14 protein-coding genes and 1 pseudogene are annotated in these 16,281 nt (G+C 72.0%); 7 read left to right on the top strand and 8 right to left on the bottom strand.

The features are described 5' to 3' along the window. Both ACFYM0_RS12645 and ACFYM0_RS12640 read left to right on the top strand, forming a co-directional pair. Positions 1 to 1,566 (top strand): long-chain fatty acid--CoA ligase, encoded by a 1,566-nt coding sequence (locus ACFYM0_RS12645; RefSeq protein ID WP_388499994.1) that lies wholly within the window; start codon positions 1 to 3, stop codon positions 1,564 to 1,566. 67 nt (positions 1,567 to 1,633) lie between these two features. After that, positions 1,634 to 2,092 carry a MaoC family dehydratase gene (locus ACFYM0_RS12640; RefSeq protein WP_388499992.1) on the top strand — a complete coding sequence of 153 codons (459 nt, stop codon included), beginning with the start codon at positions 1,634 to 1,636 and terminating at the stop codon, positions 2,090 to 2,092. A 69-nt stretch (positions 2,093 to 2,161) separates the two neighbouring features. Here ACFYM0_RS12640 and ACFYM0_RS12635 read toward each other — a convergent pair whose 3' ends face one another. The 7 genes from ACFYM0_RS12635 to ACFYM0_RS12605 all read right to left on the bottom strand — a co-directional run bounded on the left by ACFYM0_RS12635 (position 2,162) and on the right by ACFYM0_RS12605 (position 9,240). Then, entirely contained in the window at positions 2,162 to 3,142 is a 981-nt protein-coding gene (locus ACFYM0_RS12635) for a Gfo/Idh/MocA family oxidoreductase (RefSeq protein ID WP_388499990.1), read from the bottom strand. Position 3,143: 1 nt separating this feature from the next. Next, positions 3,144 to 4,451 (bottom strand): protocatechuate 4,5-dioxygenase subunit alpha, encoded by a 1,308-nt coding sequence (ligA, locus tag ACFYM0_RS12630; RefSeq protein WP_388499987.1) that lies wholly within the window; start codon positions 4,449 to 4,451, stop codon positions 3,144 to 3,146. Between the two features lie 23 nt (positions 4,452 to 4,474). Then, a complete protein-coding gene (locus ACFYM0_RS12625; protein ID WP_388499984.1) occupies positions 4,475 to 5,392 on the bottom strand; it encodes an amidohydrolase family protein in 918 nt (305 codons plus the stop codon). Positions 5,393 to 5,394: 2 nt separating this feature from the next. Then, positions 5,395 to 6,084 carry a 4-carboxy-4-hydroxy-2-oxoadipate aldolase/oxaloacetate decarboxylase gene (ligK, locus tag ACFYM0_RS12620; RefSeq protein WP_388499981.1) on the bottom strand — a complete coding sequence of 230 codons (690 nt, stop codon included), beginning with the start codon at positions 6,082 to 6,084 and terminating at the stop codon, positions 5,395 to 5,397. 19 nt (positions 6,085 to 6,103) lie between these two features. Further along, positions 6,104 to 7,129, bottom strand: a complete 1,026-nt coding sequence (locus ACFYM0_RS12615; RefSeq protein ID WP_388499978.1) for an amidohydrolase family protein — start codon at positions 7,127 to 7,129, stop codon at positions 6,104 to 6,106. 28 nt (positions 7,130 to 7,157) lie between these two features. Continuing rightward, a complete protein-coding gene (locus ACFYM0_RS12610; RefSeq protein WP_388499975.1) occupies positions 7,158 to 8,369 on the bottom strand; it encodes a 4-hydroxybenzoate 3-monooxygenase in 1,212 nt (403 codons plus the stop codon). A gap of 103 nt (positions 8,370 to 8,472) precedes the next feature. Continuing rightward, positions 8,473 to 9,240, bottom strand: a complete 768-nt coding sequence (locus ACFYM0_RS12605) for an IclR family transcriptional regulator (RefSeq protein WP_388499972.1) — start codon at positions 9,238 to 9,240, stop codon at positions 8,473 to 8,475. 86 nt (positions 9,241 to 9,326) lie between these two features. Here ACFYM0_RS12605 and ACFYM0_RS12600 point away from each other — a divergent pair, with 86 nt between their 5' ends. Next, on the top strand, positions 9,327 to 10,025 hold the full coding sequence (locus tag ACFYM0_RS12600; protein ID WP_388499969.1) for a substrate-binding domain-containing protein: 699 nt from the start codon (positions 9,327 to 9,329) through the stop codon (positions 10,023 to 10,025). On the opposite strand, the gene ACFYM0_RS12595 is transcribed toward ACFYM0_RS12600, so the two are convergent. Further along, positions 10,026 to 12,176, bottom strand: coding sequence for a SpoIIE family protein phosphatase (locus tag ACFYM0_RS12595; protein WP_388499967.1), 2,151 nt, complete (start codon positions 12,174 to 12,176; stop codon positions 10,026 to 10,028). 311 nt (positions 12,177 to 12,487) lie between these two features. On the opposite strand from ACFYM0_RS12595, the gene ACFYM0_RS12590 reads away from it, so the two are divergent. The 4 genes and pseudogenes from ACFYM0_RS12590 to ACFYM0_RS12575 all read left to right on the top strand — a co-directional run bounded on the left by ACFYM0_RS12590 (position 12,488) and on the right by ACFYM0_RS12575 (position 16,279). Continuing rightward, positions 12,488 to 12,691: a cold-shock protein gene (locus ACFYM0_RS12590; protein WP_114041062.1), complete on the top strand. Its 204-nt coding sequence runs from the start codon at positions 12,488 to 12,490 to the stop codon at positions 12,689 to 12,691. A gap of 690 nt (positions 12,692 to 13,381) precedes the next feature. After that, positions 13,382 to 13,459 (top strand): annotated as a pseudogene (locus tag ACFYM0_RS12585) (GNAT family N-acetyltransferase); the annotation flags it as partial. Positions 13,460 to 14,118: 659 nt separating this feature from the next. Next, positions 14,119 to 15,372, top strand: a complete 1,254-nt coding sequence (locus ACFYM0_RS12580; RefSeq protein WP_388499964.1) for an ROK family protein — start codon at positions 14,119 to 14,121, stop codon at positions 15,370 to 15,372. 400 nt (positions 15,373 to 15,772) lie between these two features. Then, entirely contained in the window at positions 15,773 to 16,279 is a 507-nt protein-coding gene (locus ACFYM0_RS12575) for a flavin reductase family protein (RefSeq protein ID WP_388499961.1), read from the top strand. Positions 16,280 to 16,281: the final 2 nt, after the last annotated feature.

Genomic DNA, 16,281 nt, shown 5'->3' with positions numbered 1-16,281 from the left:
GTGTTGAACCAAGGCATCGGCTCCTGGCCGGCCCGCAGGGCCCGCAAGACCCCCGACAGGATCGCCGTCGTCCACGAAGGCCGCACCTGGACCTACCGCGAGCTGCACGGACGGGTCCTGCGCCTCGCCCACGCCCTGCGCGCGCTGGGAGTGGCGCCGGGGGACCGGATCGCCTACCTGGGGCCCAACCATCCGGCCTTCCTGGAGGCCCTGTTCGCCGCCGGGGCGGTGGGTGCCGTCTTCGTCCCGCTCAACACCCGCCTTGCCGCGCCGGAGTTGGCCTACAACCTGGCCGACTCGGGCAGCACCCTCCTCATCCACGGGCCCGAACAGGCCGAGGTGGCCCGCGCCGCCGCGGCCGAGTCGGGCGTACGGCACCGGATCGCGGTCGGCGGCTCCGGTTCCGGTTCCGGCTCCGGCGAGGAGGGCGCCCTCGACTACGAGGCGCTGCTCGCGGGCGCCGCGAGCGACCCGTTGGACGAGGTCGTGGAGCCCGAGGACCCGTGCATGATCATGTACACCTCCGGGACCACGGGCCGACCCAAGGGTGCGGTCCTCTCCCATGCCAACATCACCTGGAACAGCGTCAACGTCCTCGTCGACACCGACCTGGCCGGCGACGAGGTGACCCTCGTGGTGGCCCCGCTGTTCCACACCGCGGGCCTCAACATGACCTGTCTGCCCACCCTGCTCAAGGGCGGCCGCGTGGTCCTCCTCGGCGCCTTCGACGCCGACCGCGTCCTGGAACTCGTCGAGGAGCTGCGGGTGACGTACATGTTCGGCGTCCCCACGATGTACGACGCCATGGCGGCCCGGCCCCGCTGGCAGAGCGCGGACCTCTCCAGCCTGCGCACCGTCAACTGCGGGGGCGCCCCCGTGCCCGCCCGCACCATCGCCGCCTACCTCGCCCGCGGCCTGGCCTTCAGCCAGGGCTACGGCATGACCGAGGCTTCCCCCGGGGTCCTCTTCCTGGACCGCGAGCAGACCTCGGCCAAGGCGGGCTCCGCCGGGGTGCCGCACTTCTTCACCGACACCCGCCTCGTGCTGCCGGACGGCAGTGCGGCCGGGCCGGGGCAGCGCGGCGAGATCCTGGTCGAGGGGCCCCACGTCATGACCGGCTACTGGGGTCGGCCCGGGCACACCGAGGCAGCCTTCGCCGACGGCTGCTGGCTGCGCACGGGCGATGTCGCACGGACGGACGACGACGGCTACACCTACATCGTCGACCGGGTGAAGGACATGTTCGTATCGGGAGGGGAGAACGTCTACCCGGCCGAGGTGGAGGAGGTCCTCCTCACCCACCCCGCCGTCGCCGAGTGCGCGGTCATCGGCGTGCCCGACCCGGTCTGGGGAGAGGTCGGCCGCGCCGTCGTCGTCCTCACGCCGGACGCCCGTGCCCACGAGGACGCGATCCTCGGCCACCTGCGGGGCCGGCTCGCCAAGTACAAGATCCCCAGGTCCCTCGTCGTGACCGGCTCACTGCCCCGTACGGCCTCCGGAAAGATCATCAAGCCCGCGGTGCGCGACGCCCACGCACCCGGTCCGGCCGCGCGCCCGCACCCGTAGCGGAAGCCGGGCGGCAGACGCTCAAGGGCCGTACCCATCAAAGCCCTTGCCATCGAAAGGAACTCCCATGCCCACGCTCACCCACGGCCTCGACGAACTCAAAGCCCTCAGCGGAGCCGACCTCGGCCGCACCGAATGGCTCGACATCACCCAGAACCGGGTGAACACCTTCGCCGACGCCACCGACGACCACCAGTGGATCCACACGGACCCGGAGAAGGCCAAGGACGGCCCCTTCGGGGGCCCGATCGCCCACGGCTACCTCACCCTCGCCCTGATCATCCCGCTCTTCGGCGAGCTCCTCACCATCACCGGTACCAAGATGAGCGTGAACTACGGCCTGGACAAGGTCCGTTTCCCCAGTCCCGTGCCGGTCGGCGCGAAGATACGCCTGCACGGCGCCGTCGGCACCGTGGAGGAGGTCAAGGGCAACGGCGTGCAGATGCCCCTGACGTTCACCATCGAGGTCGAGGGCAGCGACAAGCCTGCCTGCGTCGCCCAGGCGGTCTACCGCCACTACGCCTGACGACACCGGGCAGTACGACGAGGGAGCGGTACCGGCCCACCGGGTCGGTACCGCTCCCTCGTCTCTGTTTCAGCCCACGGGGCGGGCCGGGGCGTCGAGTTGCCGCTCCAGAGCGGCCAGCGTCCGGTAGCAGGCCATCACCTGGGCGATGGAGGAGTCGGGCTCGCGGCCCTCGCGGATGGCGGCGACGAACTCGCGGTCCTGGAGCTCGATGCCGTCCATCGATACGGCGACGCCGCTGACGTCGATCGGCTCGTCCTTGCCGGTGACGAGGTCGTCGTAGCGGGCGAGGTAGGTGCCGGTGTCGCCGATGTAGCGGAAGAAGGTGCCGATCGGCCCGTCGTTGTTGAACGACAACGACAGGGTGCAGAGCGCGCCGTTCTCCGCGCGCAGCTGGATGGACATGTCCATCGCGATGCCGAGCTCGGGGTGGATCGGGCCCTGGACGGCATTGGCCTGCACGATCGGGGAACCGGTCTGGTGGGCGAAGAGGTCGACGGTGTGCGCGGCGTGGTGCCACAGCAGGTGGTCGGTCCAGGACCGCGGCTGCCCCAGGGCGTTGAGGTTGGTGCGGCGGAAGAAGTACGTCTGCACGTCCAGCTGCTGGAGCGAGAACTCGCCGGCCCGGATGCGCCCCCGCACCCACTGGTGGCTGGGGTTGAAGCGCCGGGTGTGCCCGACCATCCCGACCAGCCCGCTGCCCTGCTGGGCCTTCAGGCAGGCCTCGGCGTCACCGAGGGAAGCTGCCAGCGGGATCTCGACCTGGACGTGCTTGCCCGCTTCCAGACAGGCCAGCGTCTGCTCGGCGTGCAGCGGAGTGGGCGTGGCGAGGACGACGGCGTCGATGTCGTCCATGGCCAGCACCTCGTCGAGGGTGGCGACGCCGCGGCCGACGCCCTGCTCGTGCGCGAACTTCCGCGCACTGCCGAGGGAGCCGCTCACCACGGCGGCCACCTCGACGCCCTCGATCCGCCGGAGCGCGGCGGCGTGCTTGGCCCCGAAGGCGCCGCCTCCGGCGAGGGCCACCCTCAGGGTTCGGTCGTCAGTCATGTCACTCCTTCACGGCGGGCGTCTCGGCCCCCGGGTGGTTTTCCAGGATCAGGTGGCCGACGGCGGTGTTGGACGCCGGCACGTGGTAAAAGCGGTGCTTGACCTCGGCCCGGCCGGAGCCGTCCACGTCGCTCATGGCGCCCCGGGCTATGAGCCACATGACCAGTTCGATGCCCTCCGAACCGGCCTCCTCGACGTATTCGAGGTGCTGGACCTGCGCCAGACCGGCCGGGTCGGTGATCAGGCGGTCCAGGAAGGCGTTGTCCCACGCGCGGTTGATGAGACCGGCGCGGGGGCCCTGGAGCTGGTGGCTCATGCCTCCGGTGCCCCACACCTGCACCTTCAGCGGCCGGTCGTACGACTCGATCGCCCGGCGCAGCGCCCGGCCCAGCTCGAAGCAGCGGGCCCCGGAGGGGACGGGGTACTGCACCACGTTGACGTGGAAGGGGATCACCTTGCACGGCCACTTCTCGACGTCGCCGAACATCAGCGACAGCGGGACGGTGAGTCCGTGGTCGACGGGCATCTCGTTGGCGAGCGTGAGGTCGAAGTCGCTCGTGATGAGCGTGTGCGCGATGTGCGCGGCCAGGTCGGGGTCGCCCTCGACGCCGGGGACGGGCCGGGGCCCGTATCCCTCGTCGGCGGTCGGGAAGGAGGCGCCCGTCCCGAGCACGAAGGTCGGGATCAGGGACAGGTCGAAGGCGGAGGCGTGGTCGTTGTAGACCAGGAAGACCACGTCGGGGAGGTTCTCCCGCTCCCACCGCCGGGAGAACTCGTATCCGTCGAAGACCGGCCGCCAGTACGGCTCGCCGGTCTTGCCGTGGTCCATCGCCGCGCCGATCGCCGGTACGTGGGAGGTGAAGACCGCGCCGGTGACCACGGCGTGCTCGGCCGGGGGCGCCGGGTCGGCGTGCGCCGCCTCCAGGACGGCGTGGTCGATGCGGTTGCCCTCCACGGGACGGCCGCCGCCGGCCATCATGGCGCGGTACTCCTCCTCGGTCATGCCCGTCATCGAACCGGCCATCTGCTGGAACGAGAACCCCAGGGTCGCGCCCCACTTGGCGAGGAAGTAGATGTTGCCGCCCGCACGCACGGCGGCGTTGAGGTCCCGGTCGAGCAGGGCCCGCTTCTGGTCCTCGCGCAGCGGCCAGGAGTCCAGGTAGGCGCGTTCGCCGGCGAGGTACAGGGCGCGGTTCTCCGCCGTCATGAGCGACATGCAGAACTGGTTGAGGTGGTAGCCCTTGGCGGACTGCTCGGCATCGAAGACCGTGGTCCCCGGCACCAGTTTGTACGTCTTGTCCAGCGACATGGTGGCCTCCGGTGGTGGGTGGATCAGTCGGCGTCAGGCCAGTACAGGCGCATGGGGTTGTCGACGAGGAGCCCCCGCTGCAGGGCCGGGGTGGGCGCGATGTGCGGGATGAAGTCGACGAGCAGGCCGTCGTCCGGCATGTGGCCGGTGAGGTTCGGGTGCGGCCAGTCGGTGCCCCACAGCACCCGCTCGGGGAACTCCTCGACCACGCGCCGGGCGAAGGGGACCACGTCCCGGTACGCGTGCCGCTCCCCGTCGAGGGCGGGCGGGCCGCCCACGGTGAGCCGCTCGGGGCAGGTCACCTTGCACCAGACGTCGGGCCGGGCCCGCAGGAAGCCCAGGAAGGCCTCGAACTCCGGGCCGTGCGGATCCTTCGTGACATCGGGCCGGCCCATGTGGTCGACGACCAGCGGCACCGGGATCGACAGCAGGAACTCGCGCAGCCCGGCGAGGTCGGCCGCCTCGAAGTAGACGACTACGTGCCAGCCGTACGGGGCGATCCGCCGGGCGACGTCCATCAGGTCCTGACGGGGCGCCGCGTCGACGAGCCGCTTGACGAAGTTGAACCGCACGCCGCGGACTCCCGCCTCGTGCATCCTCCGCAACTCGGCGTCCGCGATCCCCGGCCGTACGGTCGCGACGCCCCGGGCCGTGCCCCCCGACGCCTCGAGGGCGTCGAGCATGGCGCTGTTGTCGGCGCCGTGGCAGGTCGCCTGCACCACCACGCTGCGGGCGAAGCCCAACCGGTCGCGCAGCGCGCGCAGTTGACCCTCGGATGCGTCGCAGGGGGTGTACTTCCGCTCGGGGGCGTACGGGAACCGCGCCCCCGGGCCGAAGACGTGGCAGTGCGCGTCGACGGCGCCCTCGGGTACGTGGAACCGAGGCCGGCTCGGAGCGGCGTACCAGTCCAGCCAGCCGGGGGTCTTCTCGAAGGTGGTCATCCTCAGTCCTCGTAGCGCAGACCGAGCTCGGCCAGCGGGCCGCGCATCGCGTACAGGTCCAGGCCGAGCTCGCCCGCACGGAACCGGGCGCGCTTGCCCTCCTCGCCGGCCTCGCGCAGGGCCGCCGCCGCGGCGACCTCGGCCGCCCGCTCGCGCGGCACGACCACGACGCCGTCGCGGTCCGCCACGACGACGTCCCCGGGCCTGACCAGGGCGTTGGCGCAGACGACCGGCACGTTGACCGAGCCGAGGGTGGCTTTGACCGCGCCCTTGGCGTTGATCGCCCGGGAGAAGACCGGAAAGTCCATCTCCTCCAGGTCGGCCACGTCGCGCACGCCGCCGTCGATGACCAGGCCGGCGCACCCCCGGGAGCGGAACGAGGTGGCGAGCAGATCCCCGAAGAAGCCGTCCTCGCTCTCGGTCGTACAGGCCGCGACCACGACGTCGCCTTCCCGTATCTGCTCCGCGGCGACGTGGAGCATCCAGTTGTCACCGGGCTGCAGCAGCACGGTCACCGCGGGACCGCACAGCCGGGCGGCGGGGTAGACGGGGCGCACGTAGGGGCGCATCAGCCCCACCCGGCCCATGGCCTCGTGGATCGTGGCGACACCGAAGGCCGACAGTGCGGCGACGGCCTCGGGGTCGGCGCGGGTGATCGATGTGTGGACGACACCGATCTCGGTGTGTTCCATGCGTTCTTCTCCTGGGAGCTCAGTGGCCGGCCGCGGCGAGGCGGGCGGCGAGTCGGGGGTGGACGCGAAGGGCGTTGCCGCCGTAGACGGCGGCGCGTTCCTCGTCGGAGAGGTGCGGGGTGGCCTCGACGTACCGCTTCGTGTCGTCGAAGTGGTGACCGGTGCGCGGGTCGACGTCGCGGACCGCGCCGATCATCTCGCTGGCGAACAGGAGGGAACGGCTGGGAATCACCCGGGTGAGCAGGTCGATGCCGGGCTGGTGGTAGACGCAGGTGTCGAAGAAGACGTTGTCCAGCAGCGCCTCGGGATCCGGTCTGCCCAGCGCCATCGCCAGACCGCGGAACCGGCCCCAGTGGTAGGGCACCGCACCCCCGCCGTGCGGGATCACGAACCGCAGGGTCGGGAAGTCGGCGAACAGGTCGCCCTGGACCAGCTGCATGAACGCCGTGGTGTCGGCGTTGAGGTAGTGGGCGCCGGTGGTGTGGAAGGCCGGGTTGCACGACGTACTGACGTGGATCATGGCCGGTACGTCGTACTCGGTCATCGCCTCGTAGAGCGGGTACCAGCTGCGGTCGGTCAGGGGCGGCGCGGTCCACTTGCCCCCCGACGGATCGGGGTTGAGGTTGACCGTCACCGCACCGAGTTCCTCGACCGCGCGGCGCAGCTCGGGCAGGCAGGTCGCCGGGTCGGCCCCGGGCGACTGCGGCAGCATCGCGCCCATCGCGAAGCGGGCGGGGTAGAGCGCGGCGACGCGGTGGACCAGGTCGTTGCAGATCCGCGCCCAGGTCGAGGAGACGGCGAAGTCGCCGATGTGGTGGGCCATGAAACTGGCCCGGGGGGAGAAGACCGTCAGGTCGCAGCCGCGTGCGTCCATGAGCCGCAGCTGGTTGTCCTCGATCGCGTGGCGCAGGTCGTCGTCGGTGATGACCAAGTCGTCGGGGTGGGGCGCGTCCTGGGGCGCTCCGACCGCCGCGACCTGGCGGTCCCGCCAGCGGGCGAGTTGCGGCGGTGCGGTGGTGAAGTGTCCGTGGCAGTCGATGATCATGTGCGTGCTCCAGGTGGTGTGGTCGGGGTCAGCCCGAGGAGCCGGCCGGCCAGCCCGTGTACTGCTCGGCGAGGTACGTGCGCCCGGCGCGGGTGCCCACCACGTTGTCGAGCTCGCCGAGCTGGCGCCGCAGGTCGAACGGTGTTCCTCCGGCCGTCGTGTGCAGCAGCCGGGTCATCCAGTAGGAGAAGTTCTGCGCCCGCCAGATCCGTTGGAGGGCCCGCGGCTGGTAGTCGTCCAGCGCGGCCTCGCCGGCGCCGCCGAGCGCCTTCAGCAGCACGTCGGCCAGTACCTTCACGTCGTGCAGTGCGAGGTTGAGCCCGCGGGCACCGGTCGGCGGCACGGTGTGCGCGGCGTCGCCCGCCAGGGCCATGGACCCCCAGCGCATCGGCTCCTGGACGAACGAACGGAACCGCAGCACCGTCTTCTCCAGGACCGGCCCCTCATGGAGGCGGAAGCCGTCCCGGCCGGCCACGCGGGCCTGGAGCGTCTCCCAGATGCGGTCGTCCGGCCAGTCGTCGGGGGACGCCCGGGGGTCGCACTGGAAGTACATCCGCTGCACGCTCTCGGTGCGCTGGCTGATGAGCGCGAAACCGTGCTCGGAGTGGGCGTAGACCAGCTCGGGTGCACTCCTCGGCGCCTCGGCCAGGATGCCGAACCACGCGAAGGGATACTCCTTGCCGAAGCGCACCCGCCGCTCCTCGGGCACCAGATCGCGGCACATGCTGCGCGAGCCGTCCGCGCCGACCACGTACCGGGCCCGGATCTCGTGGCGGGCGCCGTCCGGTGCCGTGAAGCGGACCCGGGGAGCGGCGGTGGTGACGTCGTGGACCTCGGTGTCCCTGATCCCGAAATGGACCGTGCCGCCGTCGCGGGCCCGGGCATCGGCCAGATCGACGAACACGTCGGTCTGCGGGTAGAGCCACGCCGAGGCACCCACCAGCTCCTTGAAGTGGATGCGGTGCGGCCGGCCGCCGAAGCGGAGCTCGATGCCCTCGTGTTCGTGGCCCTCGCGCAGGATCCGGTCGCTGACTCCGGTCTCGACCAGGTCGCGGGCCGCACCGGCCTCGAGGATGCCCGCCCGCTGCGTCGTCTCGATCTCGCGGCGGGAGCGGACGTCGACCACGATCGCCTCGACTCCCGCCCGCCCGAGCAGGTGCGCCAGCATCAGGCCGGCCGGACCGGCCCCGATGACGGCGACGGGTACCGAGGCAACGGTGTCGACGGGGGCTTCGGCCATGGCATCTCCTGAGCGGCTGCGAACGTTCCGGACACCCCGAACGTTGGCAGCCGCAGCCCGTGCCGGTCGCCGGTGTTTCCGCCAGGCGGAAGCCGCTCCGGCGTCAGTCCGCCGTGCGGGCCCGCCGGCCGAGCTCGTCGGAGATCGCGTACGCCGCCCTGAGCAGCGGTTCCCGAAGTCCCCGCGCACGGTTCGCAGTACGCGCCGCCACGACGATCCCCAGGGCGGCGCTGACGGGCCCGGTCCGGCCGATCCGAACGGGCGCGGCCACCGCGACCGTGTCCTCGGAGAGCTGCCGGTCGCTGACGAAGACCTGCTCGCGGCGGATGACGTCCAGCTGGCCGCGCAGCGTCTTCGGGTCTGTGACGGTGTGCGGGGTCCAGGACCGCAACGGAGCCTCCAGGACCTCCTCCTGGATCTCCCGCGGAGCGTGCGCCAACAGCACGCGGCCCATTCCGGTGGAACCGATGGGGAAGCGGCTCCCGACCATCGTCAGCAGCTGCACCGACCGGTGCCCGGCGATCCGTTCCACGAACACGAGCTCAAGGCCCTCGCGCACGGCGAGCTGGATGTTCTCGTGCGTCGCCTCGTAGAGGTCCTGCATGAACGGCAGGGCGGTGTCCCGGAGGATCTGGGTGCGCGGGCAACCGGAGGCGATCTCCCAGAGCCTCAGCCCGACGTGCCACGACCCGTCCTCGACCCGCTCCAGAGCCCCCCACGCCGCGAGCTCCGCCACCACGCGGTGGGTGGTGCTGAGGGCCAGACCCGTCCGCTGGGCGATCTCCGACAGGGTCTGCGACGGGTGTTCGCGGTCGAAGGCCGACAGGACCAGAAGGACCTTTCCGGCCGCGGTGTTCCGGGTGGTGCTCACGCGGTCAGTCTCGCAGACCCTCTCGGGCCCCCCGGTCACGCGCCCTGCCGTCCGCCGTACCATCTGCCGGACACCAAGGAGGAGACGTGGACCAAGAGATCTCCGGGCTGTCCTCGATGGCGACGCGGCCCGTGCTCGCCGAGCTCACCGAACACATCCGGCGCGCCGAAGGGCTCGCGGTGCGCTTCGATTCCGCGGGCGGCGTCGAGATCGCGCGGCGGGTGCGCGCGGGCGCCGAGTCCGACGTGCTCGTGCTCGCGGAGGAGGCGCTGGCCGGGCTGGCCGAGGAGGGGTACGTCCTCGGTGATTCGCTGCGCCCGCTGTGGGTCTCGCAGGTCGTCGCCGCGGTGCCGCAGGGGACACCGGTCCCGCCACTGCGCTCCGAATCCGACCTGCGGGCCGTACTGCTGTCGGCGACGCGGATCGCCTACTCCACGGGCCCCAGCGGTACGGCCCTCGTCGGTCTGATCACCCGGCTGGACCTCGCCGACGCACTGGGGGACCGGCTCGTCCAGGCGCCACCGGGCGTGCCCGCGGGCAGCCTGCTCTCGTCCGGCCGGGCGGACCTGGCCTTCCAGCAGCACAGCGAGCTGATGGACCTGCCGGGCGTCGTCGTGGCCGGCCCGCTGCCGGGCGAGCACGCGATCAGCTCGACGTTCGGCGGGGGAGTCCTGGCCGTCTCCTCCCGGCCGGACGGTGCCCGCGAAGTCCTCGACCTCCTCGGCTCCGGCCCGGCATGGAAGACCGCCCGCGCCAAGGGCATGCGGGCCTTCGGGGACCAGTGATCAGTCCGCCGGCGAGCCGTCCTGATGGGCCGGTCGGACCGGTGTGTCCGCCGCGTCGGCGGGCGGGTGGGGCCGGACGTGGGCGATGACGAGCGCGACGTCATCGGTGGCATCGGCGTGGCGCAGGGCGGTCAGGAGCCGGTCGCAGGTTGCCTCGGGGGAGAGAGCCGGATCGGCGAGGAGGCGCAGGAGCAGGTCGAGGCGGTCGTCCAGAGCGGCGCCGCGGGTCTCGACGAGGCCGTCGGTGTACAGGACCAGCCGGTCTCCGGGAGACAGGTCGAGGACGGTGGTCTCGAAGTCGGCGTCGCCGAGTCCGCCCGTGCCGAGGGGCACCCCGGCGGGAAGGTCCAGCAACTCGGGGGCCCGCCCCGACCGGATCACGACGGGTGGCGGGTGACCGGCGAGCGCGACGCGGCAACGGGAACGGTGCGGGTCCCAGGTGGCGTACACGCAGGTCGCCATGGTCCCCTCCAGTTCGGCGGTGATGTGGTCGAGGTGGCGCAGGACCCGGGCCGGGGCGAGGCCGAGGTCGGCCAGGGTACGGGTGGCCGTGCGCAGTTGTCCCATGGTTGCGGCGGCATGGACACCGTGCCCCATGACGTCGCCGACCACGAGAGCGGTCTTGTCCTTGGGCTGGGGGATCGCGTCGAACCAGTCGCCGCCGATCCCGCTGGCCGCTGCCGCGGGCTCGTAGCGGTAGGCGATCTGGAGGCCCGCGGACCGGGGCGGAGGGTGGGGGAGGAGGTGGCGCTGGAGGGTCAGGGCGGTGTCGGCGGCGTGCTGGTACCAGCGGGCGTTGTCGATGGCGATGGCGGCGCGGGTGGCCAGCTCGCCGGCCAGGGTGACGTCGTCGTGGTCGAAGGGGAGCGGATTGCGGGTGCGCAGGAGTCCGAGGGCTCCGAGGACCTGCCCGCGGGCCGTCAGCGGTACGGCCAGGTAGGAGTGCGCGCCCTCCCGGGCGAGGAGCTCGGCGGCGGCGGCGTCGCGCGCGATGCGCCCCAGGTCCCGGGCGGTGACCCGCGGCACCAGGACGGGGCGCCCGGTGCTCACGCAGTGGGTGACCAGGCGCTCCGCCGGATACGTGGTGCGCTCGCCCACCGGGTCGGCGGCACGGAGCACGTCCGTCTCGTACGCCGCCGCGACGGCCAGGGCCATGAAGAGCGGTCCCGTACCGGGGCCGGGCGCTGTGGCCGCACTGCCTTCCAGGGCGGAGTCGAGTACGTCGACCGAGGCGAGGTCGGCCAGGTCGGTCACGACGAGGCCGGCGAGCTCGCGGGCCGTGCGCTCCAGGTCAAGGGTGGTGCCGACGGCCATCGACGCCCGGGCGATGAGGTCCAGGCGCCTGCGGGCCTCGGCGGCCTCTTCGGCCGCGCGGTAGCTGTCGGTGACGTCCACCACCACGAGGGCGACACCGATCACCCGCCCGCGGGGGTCCTCCAGCCTGTAGTACGAGCCCGACCAGGCGTGGTCCCGGCCCGGATCGGCGGGTGTGCGGCCGACGCCGTACTGGTCCAGCAGCGGCGTGCCGGTGTCCAGGACCCGGCGCATGGAGGCCTCGATCACGTCGGTGTCCAGGAACGGCAATGCCTCCCGGGGCGTACGGCCCAGATGCTCCTCGGCCGGCAGACCGTTGATCCGCACCAGCATCGGGTTGATCAGGACGTAGCGCAGGTCGGTGTCCAGCACGGCGAGCCCGAGCGGTGACTGCGCCACCAGCGGCACCGAGAGGGCCAGGTCGCGCTCCACGCCGCGCAGGACGGTCTCGTCGCAGGCGATTCCCAGGGCGTAGACGCCGCCGTCCTCGTCCTGCAGCCGCATGTTGCGGAATTCCACCAGTCGTGTGGAGCCGTCCTTGTGCCGCACGGGGAAGACGCCCGCCCAGGTGCCGCCACCGGCCATGACCTTGGCGAACAGTTCGAGGACCAGGCCGACGTACTCGTCGGCGACCAGCAGCTTCGCCGCGTGGCTGCCCAGCGCCTCCTCGGCCGACCAGCCGAACAGCTCCTGGGCCTGAGGGCTCCACAAGGTGATCCGGCCCCCGGTGTCCAGGACCACCGCAGCCACGCTCAGGATGTCCAGGAGGCCTCCGGGCTCGGAGGGAACGACTCTCACCGGGCCGGGATCGGCCCGGAACGCCTCGGACGCGACCATGGCCGACCTCCTTCACCGGTGCGCCGGGCCCCGGGGGCGGAGATCCAGCCACTCACTGGCCCGGAAGTGCTCCTCTCATCCTCCCCCCGCCCGATCCGGTCGGCAGTCCTGGCGTGCGGCACAGGCGTTCTCGTGGTGCGAGCGCCACTCTGCGTGTAGCGTCAGCTGCAGCTGTCATGGTTCCGAAGTACCGGTCGCCCGTGAGTGCACCTTTCACGGGCGATTTTGCTGTTCACAGTCTCTGAGGACCAGGGCGATCACCTCCGGCTCCCGCATGGTGCGGGACCGGTTTCTAGTCCTTTGGAGGACACATGGCCACCGGAACCGTGAAGTGGTTCAACTCGGAAAAGGGCTTCGGCTTCATCGAGCAGGAGGGTGGCGGCCCGGACGTCTTCGCCCACTACTCGAACATCGCCGCTCAGGGCTTCCGCGAGCTCCAGGAGGGCCAGAAGGTGAACTTCGACGTCACCCAGGGCCAGAAGGGCCCCCAGGCGGAGAACATCACCCCCGCCTGAGGCTCATCTCCTCATAGCGGACGCGCCGCGGTAACAGCGGACGCCGCTGTATGACGGCCCGGCCGGCACGGTGTGCCGGCCGGGCTTTCGTACGAGAGGGCAGTCGTCCGGATTCGGCGGATGGGCCTTGCGTCGCCACCCGCGCCCGAAAACCAGTGGACCCGTACTCCCGTGGGCCGTTAGCGTGCTCCCGCCCGCAGTCGCCCCCGGCAAGGACGTGCCGTTGTACACCAAGTGAGACACCCCGAGCGCTGAACCGTCGCGCGTCGCACCCGTGCGCCGTGCTCCTTTCCGCTGCGGTCTTCTCACTGGAACCGGTGTATCTCCATGTCACGAACCCGGGTGGTCGTTCCCACCTGCCTGCCGATCGTTCTCCGCCGTTGCCACAGGTGTCCCTCCGAGCGCTTCCGGGTGCACGGCGGATTCCGTGTCGGCGCGCACCACAAGCTCCCCGACGCCTGGCTCCGCGACCCGGCCGTCACGGGCCGAAGCGACCGGCCGGCCTGGCAGTCGCCGTACGGTCCGCCGTCCCACCGGGTGCACCGCGGCCGGTGGGCTCCCGTGCCGGGGGTGGCCCATCCCCGGTCCTCCCTGCCGCGCGAGTACCTGTGCGGCCGGTGCGACTGACCGTCGAGGGTCCAGCCGTACTCCTGCCCGGGGCGGTGGCGCCGGAACGATGGATTGCCCGCCGTGACCGATCTCGGACCCGTCACTTGGCCACCTGCGCCGATACGCACCGAGCGGCTCGTGCTCCGCACGTCCGAGGCGGCGCCGAGCAGTGGTTCGGCGTGTGGTCCCCGGCCCACCCGTCGGAGGAGCAGGTGCGGCCGGCCGGGACGTAGGGCCGCCGCCGCGAACCGCTGGAGGAACCGGAGGGCCGCCGCCGCGAGCCGCTGGAGGAACCGGAGGAGGGCCGGCGCGGTCCTTCCTGCGGCGCGAGGAACATGTACAACTCATGCCGATGTCGTGTCGGCCGGCCCGGGTGATGCCCCTGAGGCCGGCCGGCGGGGCGGCCCGTCACCCCGTGTTCGCCGGGGATTCCCGGCCTCGCGGTTGCGGACGGGGCGCGGCGCAGGCCGGTCCACGGTGCGGGCAGCCGATTGACCGGCTCGCGCCGCCCCGGCTATGTTGCGCGCCATGTACCGATCCGCGCTTCTGACGACACGAGGTCACGTCGACCTGAAGCGTGTCTGCTCGGCCGCGTGTCAGCGGTCCTGACCGTACGGCGACCGCGCGGATCCCCCGTCTTCGTCCTGCCCGCCGGCGGGCCCGGAGCCCGAACTCCCGCAGTGTCCCCGCGTTCTGGTGAACAGTGCTCCCTCCGTGGAGCTTCCCGTACACGCCCTTGCCCGGATCCGGCCGCCCATCGCGGGCTGGTCCCACCGTCCGGCGTCGTGTGCCACCGCTCAGGACCTGGAAGGCCCCCCGTGGACCGATCGAAGACATCAGCCGACCGCCTCGCTCCGCTGCGCCGTTCCGACATCCCGCCGGCCGGTGCGAACCCGCTGCGGAGGGTGTCCGGTACCGGAGCCGTGCTGGGCGCCGTCCTCGACCACGGTCCCGTCGCCCGCAGCACCATCGCCCGGCTCACCGGACTCTCGCCCGCCTCGGTCAGCGGGCACTGCGGGGCACTGCTGGACAGGGGGCTGGTCAGGGAAGGCCCCGAGACCGCGGGCCCCCGGGGGCTGGGCCGCCCGTTCATCCCGATGGAGATCGACACCAGCCGCTTCCTCGTTGCCGGGGCGCACATCGCGGTTCCCCACGTGACGCTCTCCCTGATGGACCTGACCGGGCGGATCGTCGCGCAGGAGCGCCGGCCCCACGAGGGCAGCGAACCCGGGCGGGTGCTCGCCCGGGTGGCGGCCGGATTGCCCCGGCTGCTGGCCGCGCACGGGTCCGGGCGGACGGCACTGGCCCTGGGCGTCGCCACCGGGCACTGGGTCGATCCCGAAGCAGGCACCGTGGTGCACCACCCCCAACTGGGCTGGCGGGGCGTTCCCGTACGCGACGAACTTGCCGGAGCGACCGGCGTGCCCGTGTACCTCGACAGCCATGCGCGGGCCCTCGCGCGCGCCGAGCAGCTCTTCGGTGACGTGGGCACCCGCGGCAGCGCGGTGGTGCTGTTCGTCGGCAACGTGGTCGACGCGGCGTTCGTCACCGCGGGCGCGGTGCACCAGGGGCCGCGCTTCGGCGCGGGCAACGTGGCGCACCTGCCGGTGGGCACCGCCTCCGCCGGCGCGTGCTGCACCTGCGGTACGGCCGGATGCCTCCAGTCCGAGGTCTCGGAGCCGGCCATGGTGCGCCGGGCCGCCGAACGGGGCCTGCCCGTCACGAGGTTCGCCGAACTGCTCGACCTCGCCGTCGAGGGGGATCCCGTAGCGGTGGAGCTGTTCCGGCAGCGGGCCAGGCTCACGGGCAGGGCGGCCGCGGTACTGCTGGACATGTTCGACCCCGAGGTGCTGGTCGTGGTCGAACCGGGAACGGGCCGACTGCCCTCGTGCATGGACGAGTTGCGCGCGGAGGTGGAGGCGCGGTCCCAGGTGTGCGACGACGCCGCCCGGGCCGTCGTACCGAGCAGCTTCACCGGTTCGGTGCTGGCCACGGCCGGCGCGGCCGTCGCCCTGGGCGCCCTGCACGACGACCCGCTCGGTCCGTGGCCCGCACTGGCCGCCGTGTCCTGACCGCCCGCCGCGCCGTCTCGCCGCGCCGGGGCGCTTGCCTCCGGAAACCGACTTAATTCAGAAAGTTGCATTGTTGACCGGGGCGTCTCCCGAAAGGGAGACTGGATTCATGAACAGCCCGCAGAGGAACCGACGGTACGCGCACCGCTCTTGTTGTTGTTGACACGAGAGCCGGCGGCGCTTCCACTGCCGTCCTGACGCGCTGCCCCGTTCTTCTTGCGTACGCCTTCCACGGCATTTCCGTGGCCGGACGGTGCCCACAGTGCCTTTCCGGTCCGTGCCGTGCCGCGTCCATTCTCGCCGTGCCCCGGTTCCTGCTGCCCTTTTCCGCACCGCCGTTTCCCGGCGGACGCCGCACCACGGAAACGAAGCACGCGGCGCCATTCATCCTGGGGGAATCTTGAGCATTTCTTTGTCGTCGCATCCGGCGGCGGGCCTGGTCGATCCGGCCCGCTTCAAGCAGATCTTCCGCGCCTACCCGGGCGGTGTCGTGGTGGTCACGGCCGACTCCGGGGCGGGCCCGGTCGGCTTCACGGCCACCTCCCTGGCCTCGGTGTCGATCGACCCGCCCCTCGTCTCCTTCGGCGTCGCGAAAAGCTCCTCCTCGTGGCCGCACCTGGAGCGGGCCGAGTCGGTCGTGGTCAACTTCCTCGACTCCGCCCAGGAGGCCCTGGCCAGGCGCTTCGCGACCAGCGGCATCGACCGCTTCGCCGCCCCGACCCGATGGCACCGGCTGCCCGGGGGCGAGCCGGCCCTCGACGGCGTCACGGGCCGGCTCCGCCTGGCAGTCGAACAGTTCGTGCCCGCGGGAGACGCACACATCGTCGTGGCGCGCGTCGTCGAGGCCTGGCAGGCCGAGGACGGCCGGCCCCTGCTCTTCCACAACGGCTCCTACCAATCCCTGTGAAC

Source organism: Streptomyces sp. NPDC006487, assembly GCF_042870555.1.
GTDB lineage: Bacteria > Actinomycetota > Actinomycetes > Streptomycetales > Streptomycetaceae > Streptomyces.
The sequence above is the reverse complement of the archived record's forward strand: the minus strand, read 5'-3'. Positions and strand labels throughout refer to the sequence as shown.

Bases quoted from the DNA above. Each gene is read 5' to 3' on its own strand.
- ACFYM0_RS12640 (WP_388499992.1), top strand. From the start codon at position 1,634: ATGCCCACGCTCACCCACGGCCTCGACGAACTCAAAGCCCTCAGCGGA.
- ACFYM0_RS12635 (WP_388499990.1), bottom strand. From the start codon at position 3,142: ATGACTGACGACCGAACCCTGAGGGTGGCCCTCGCCGGAGGCGGCGCC.
- ligA (WP_388499987.1), bottom strand. From the start codon at position 4,451: ATGTCGCTGGACAAGACGTACAAACTGGTGCCGGGGACCACGGTCTTC.
- ACFYM0_RS12625 (WP_388499984.1), bottom strand. From the start codon at position 5,392: ATGACCACCTTCGAGAAGACCCCCGGCTGGCTGGACTGGTACGCCGCT.
- ligK (WP_388499981.1), bottom strand. From the start codon at position 6,084: ATGGAACACACCGAGATCGGTGTCGTCCACACATCGATCACCCGCGCC.
- ACFYM0_RS12615 (WP_388499978.1), bottom strand. From the start codon at position 7,129: ATGATCATCGACTGCCACGGACACTTCACCACCGCACCGCCGCAACTC.
- ACFYM0_RS12610 (WP_388499975.1), bottom strand. From the start codon at position 8,369: ATGGCCGAAGCCCCCGTCGACACCGTTGCCTCGGTACCCGTCGCCGTC.
- ACFYM0_RS12595 (WP_388499967.1), bottom strand. From the start codon at position 12,176: ATGGTCGCGTCCGAGGCGTTCCGGGCCGATCCCGGCCCGGTGAGAGTC.
- ACFYM0_RS12590 (WP_114041062.1), top strand. From the start codon at position 12,488: ATGGCCACCGGAACCGTGAAGTGGTTCAACTCGGAAAAGGGCTTCGGC.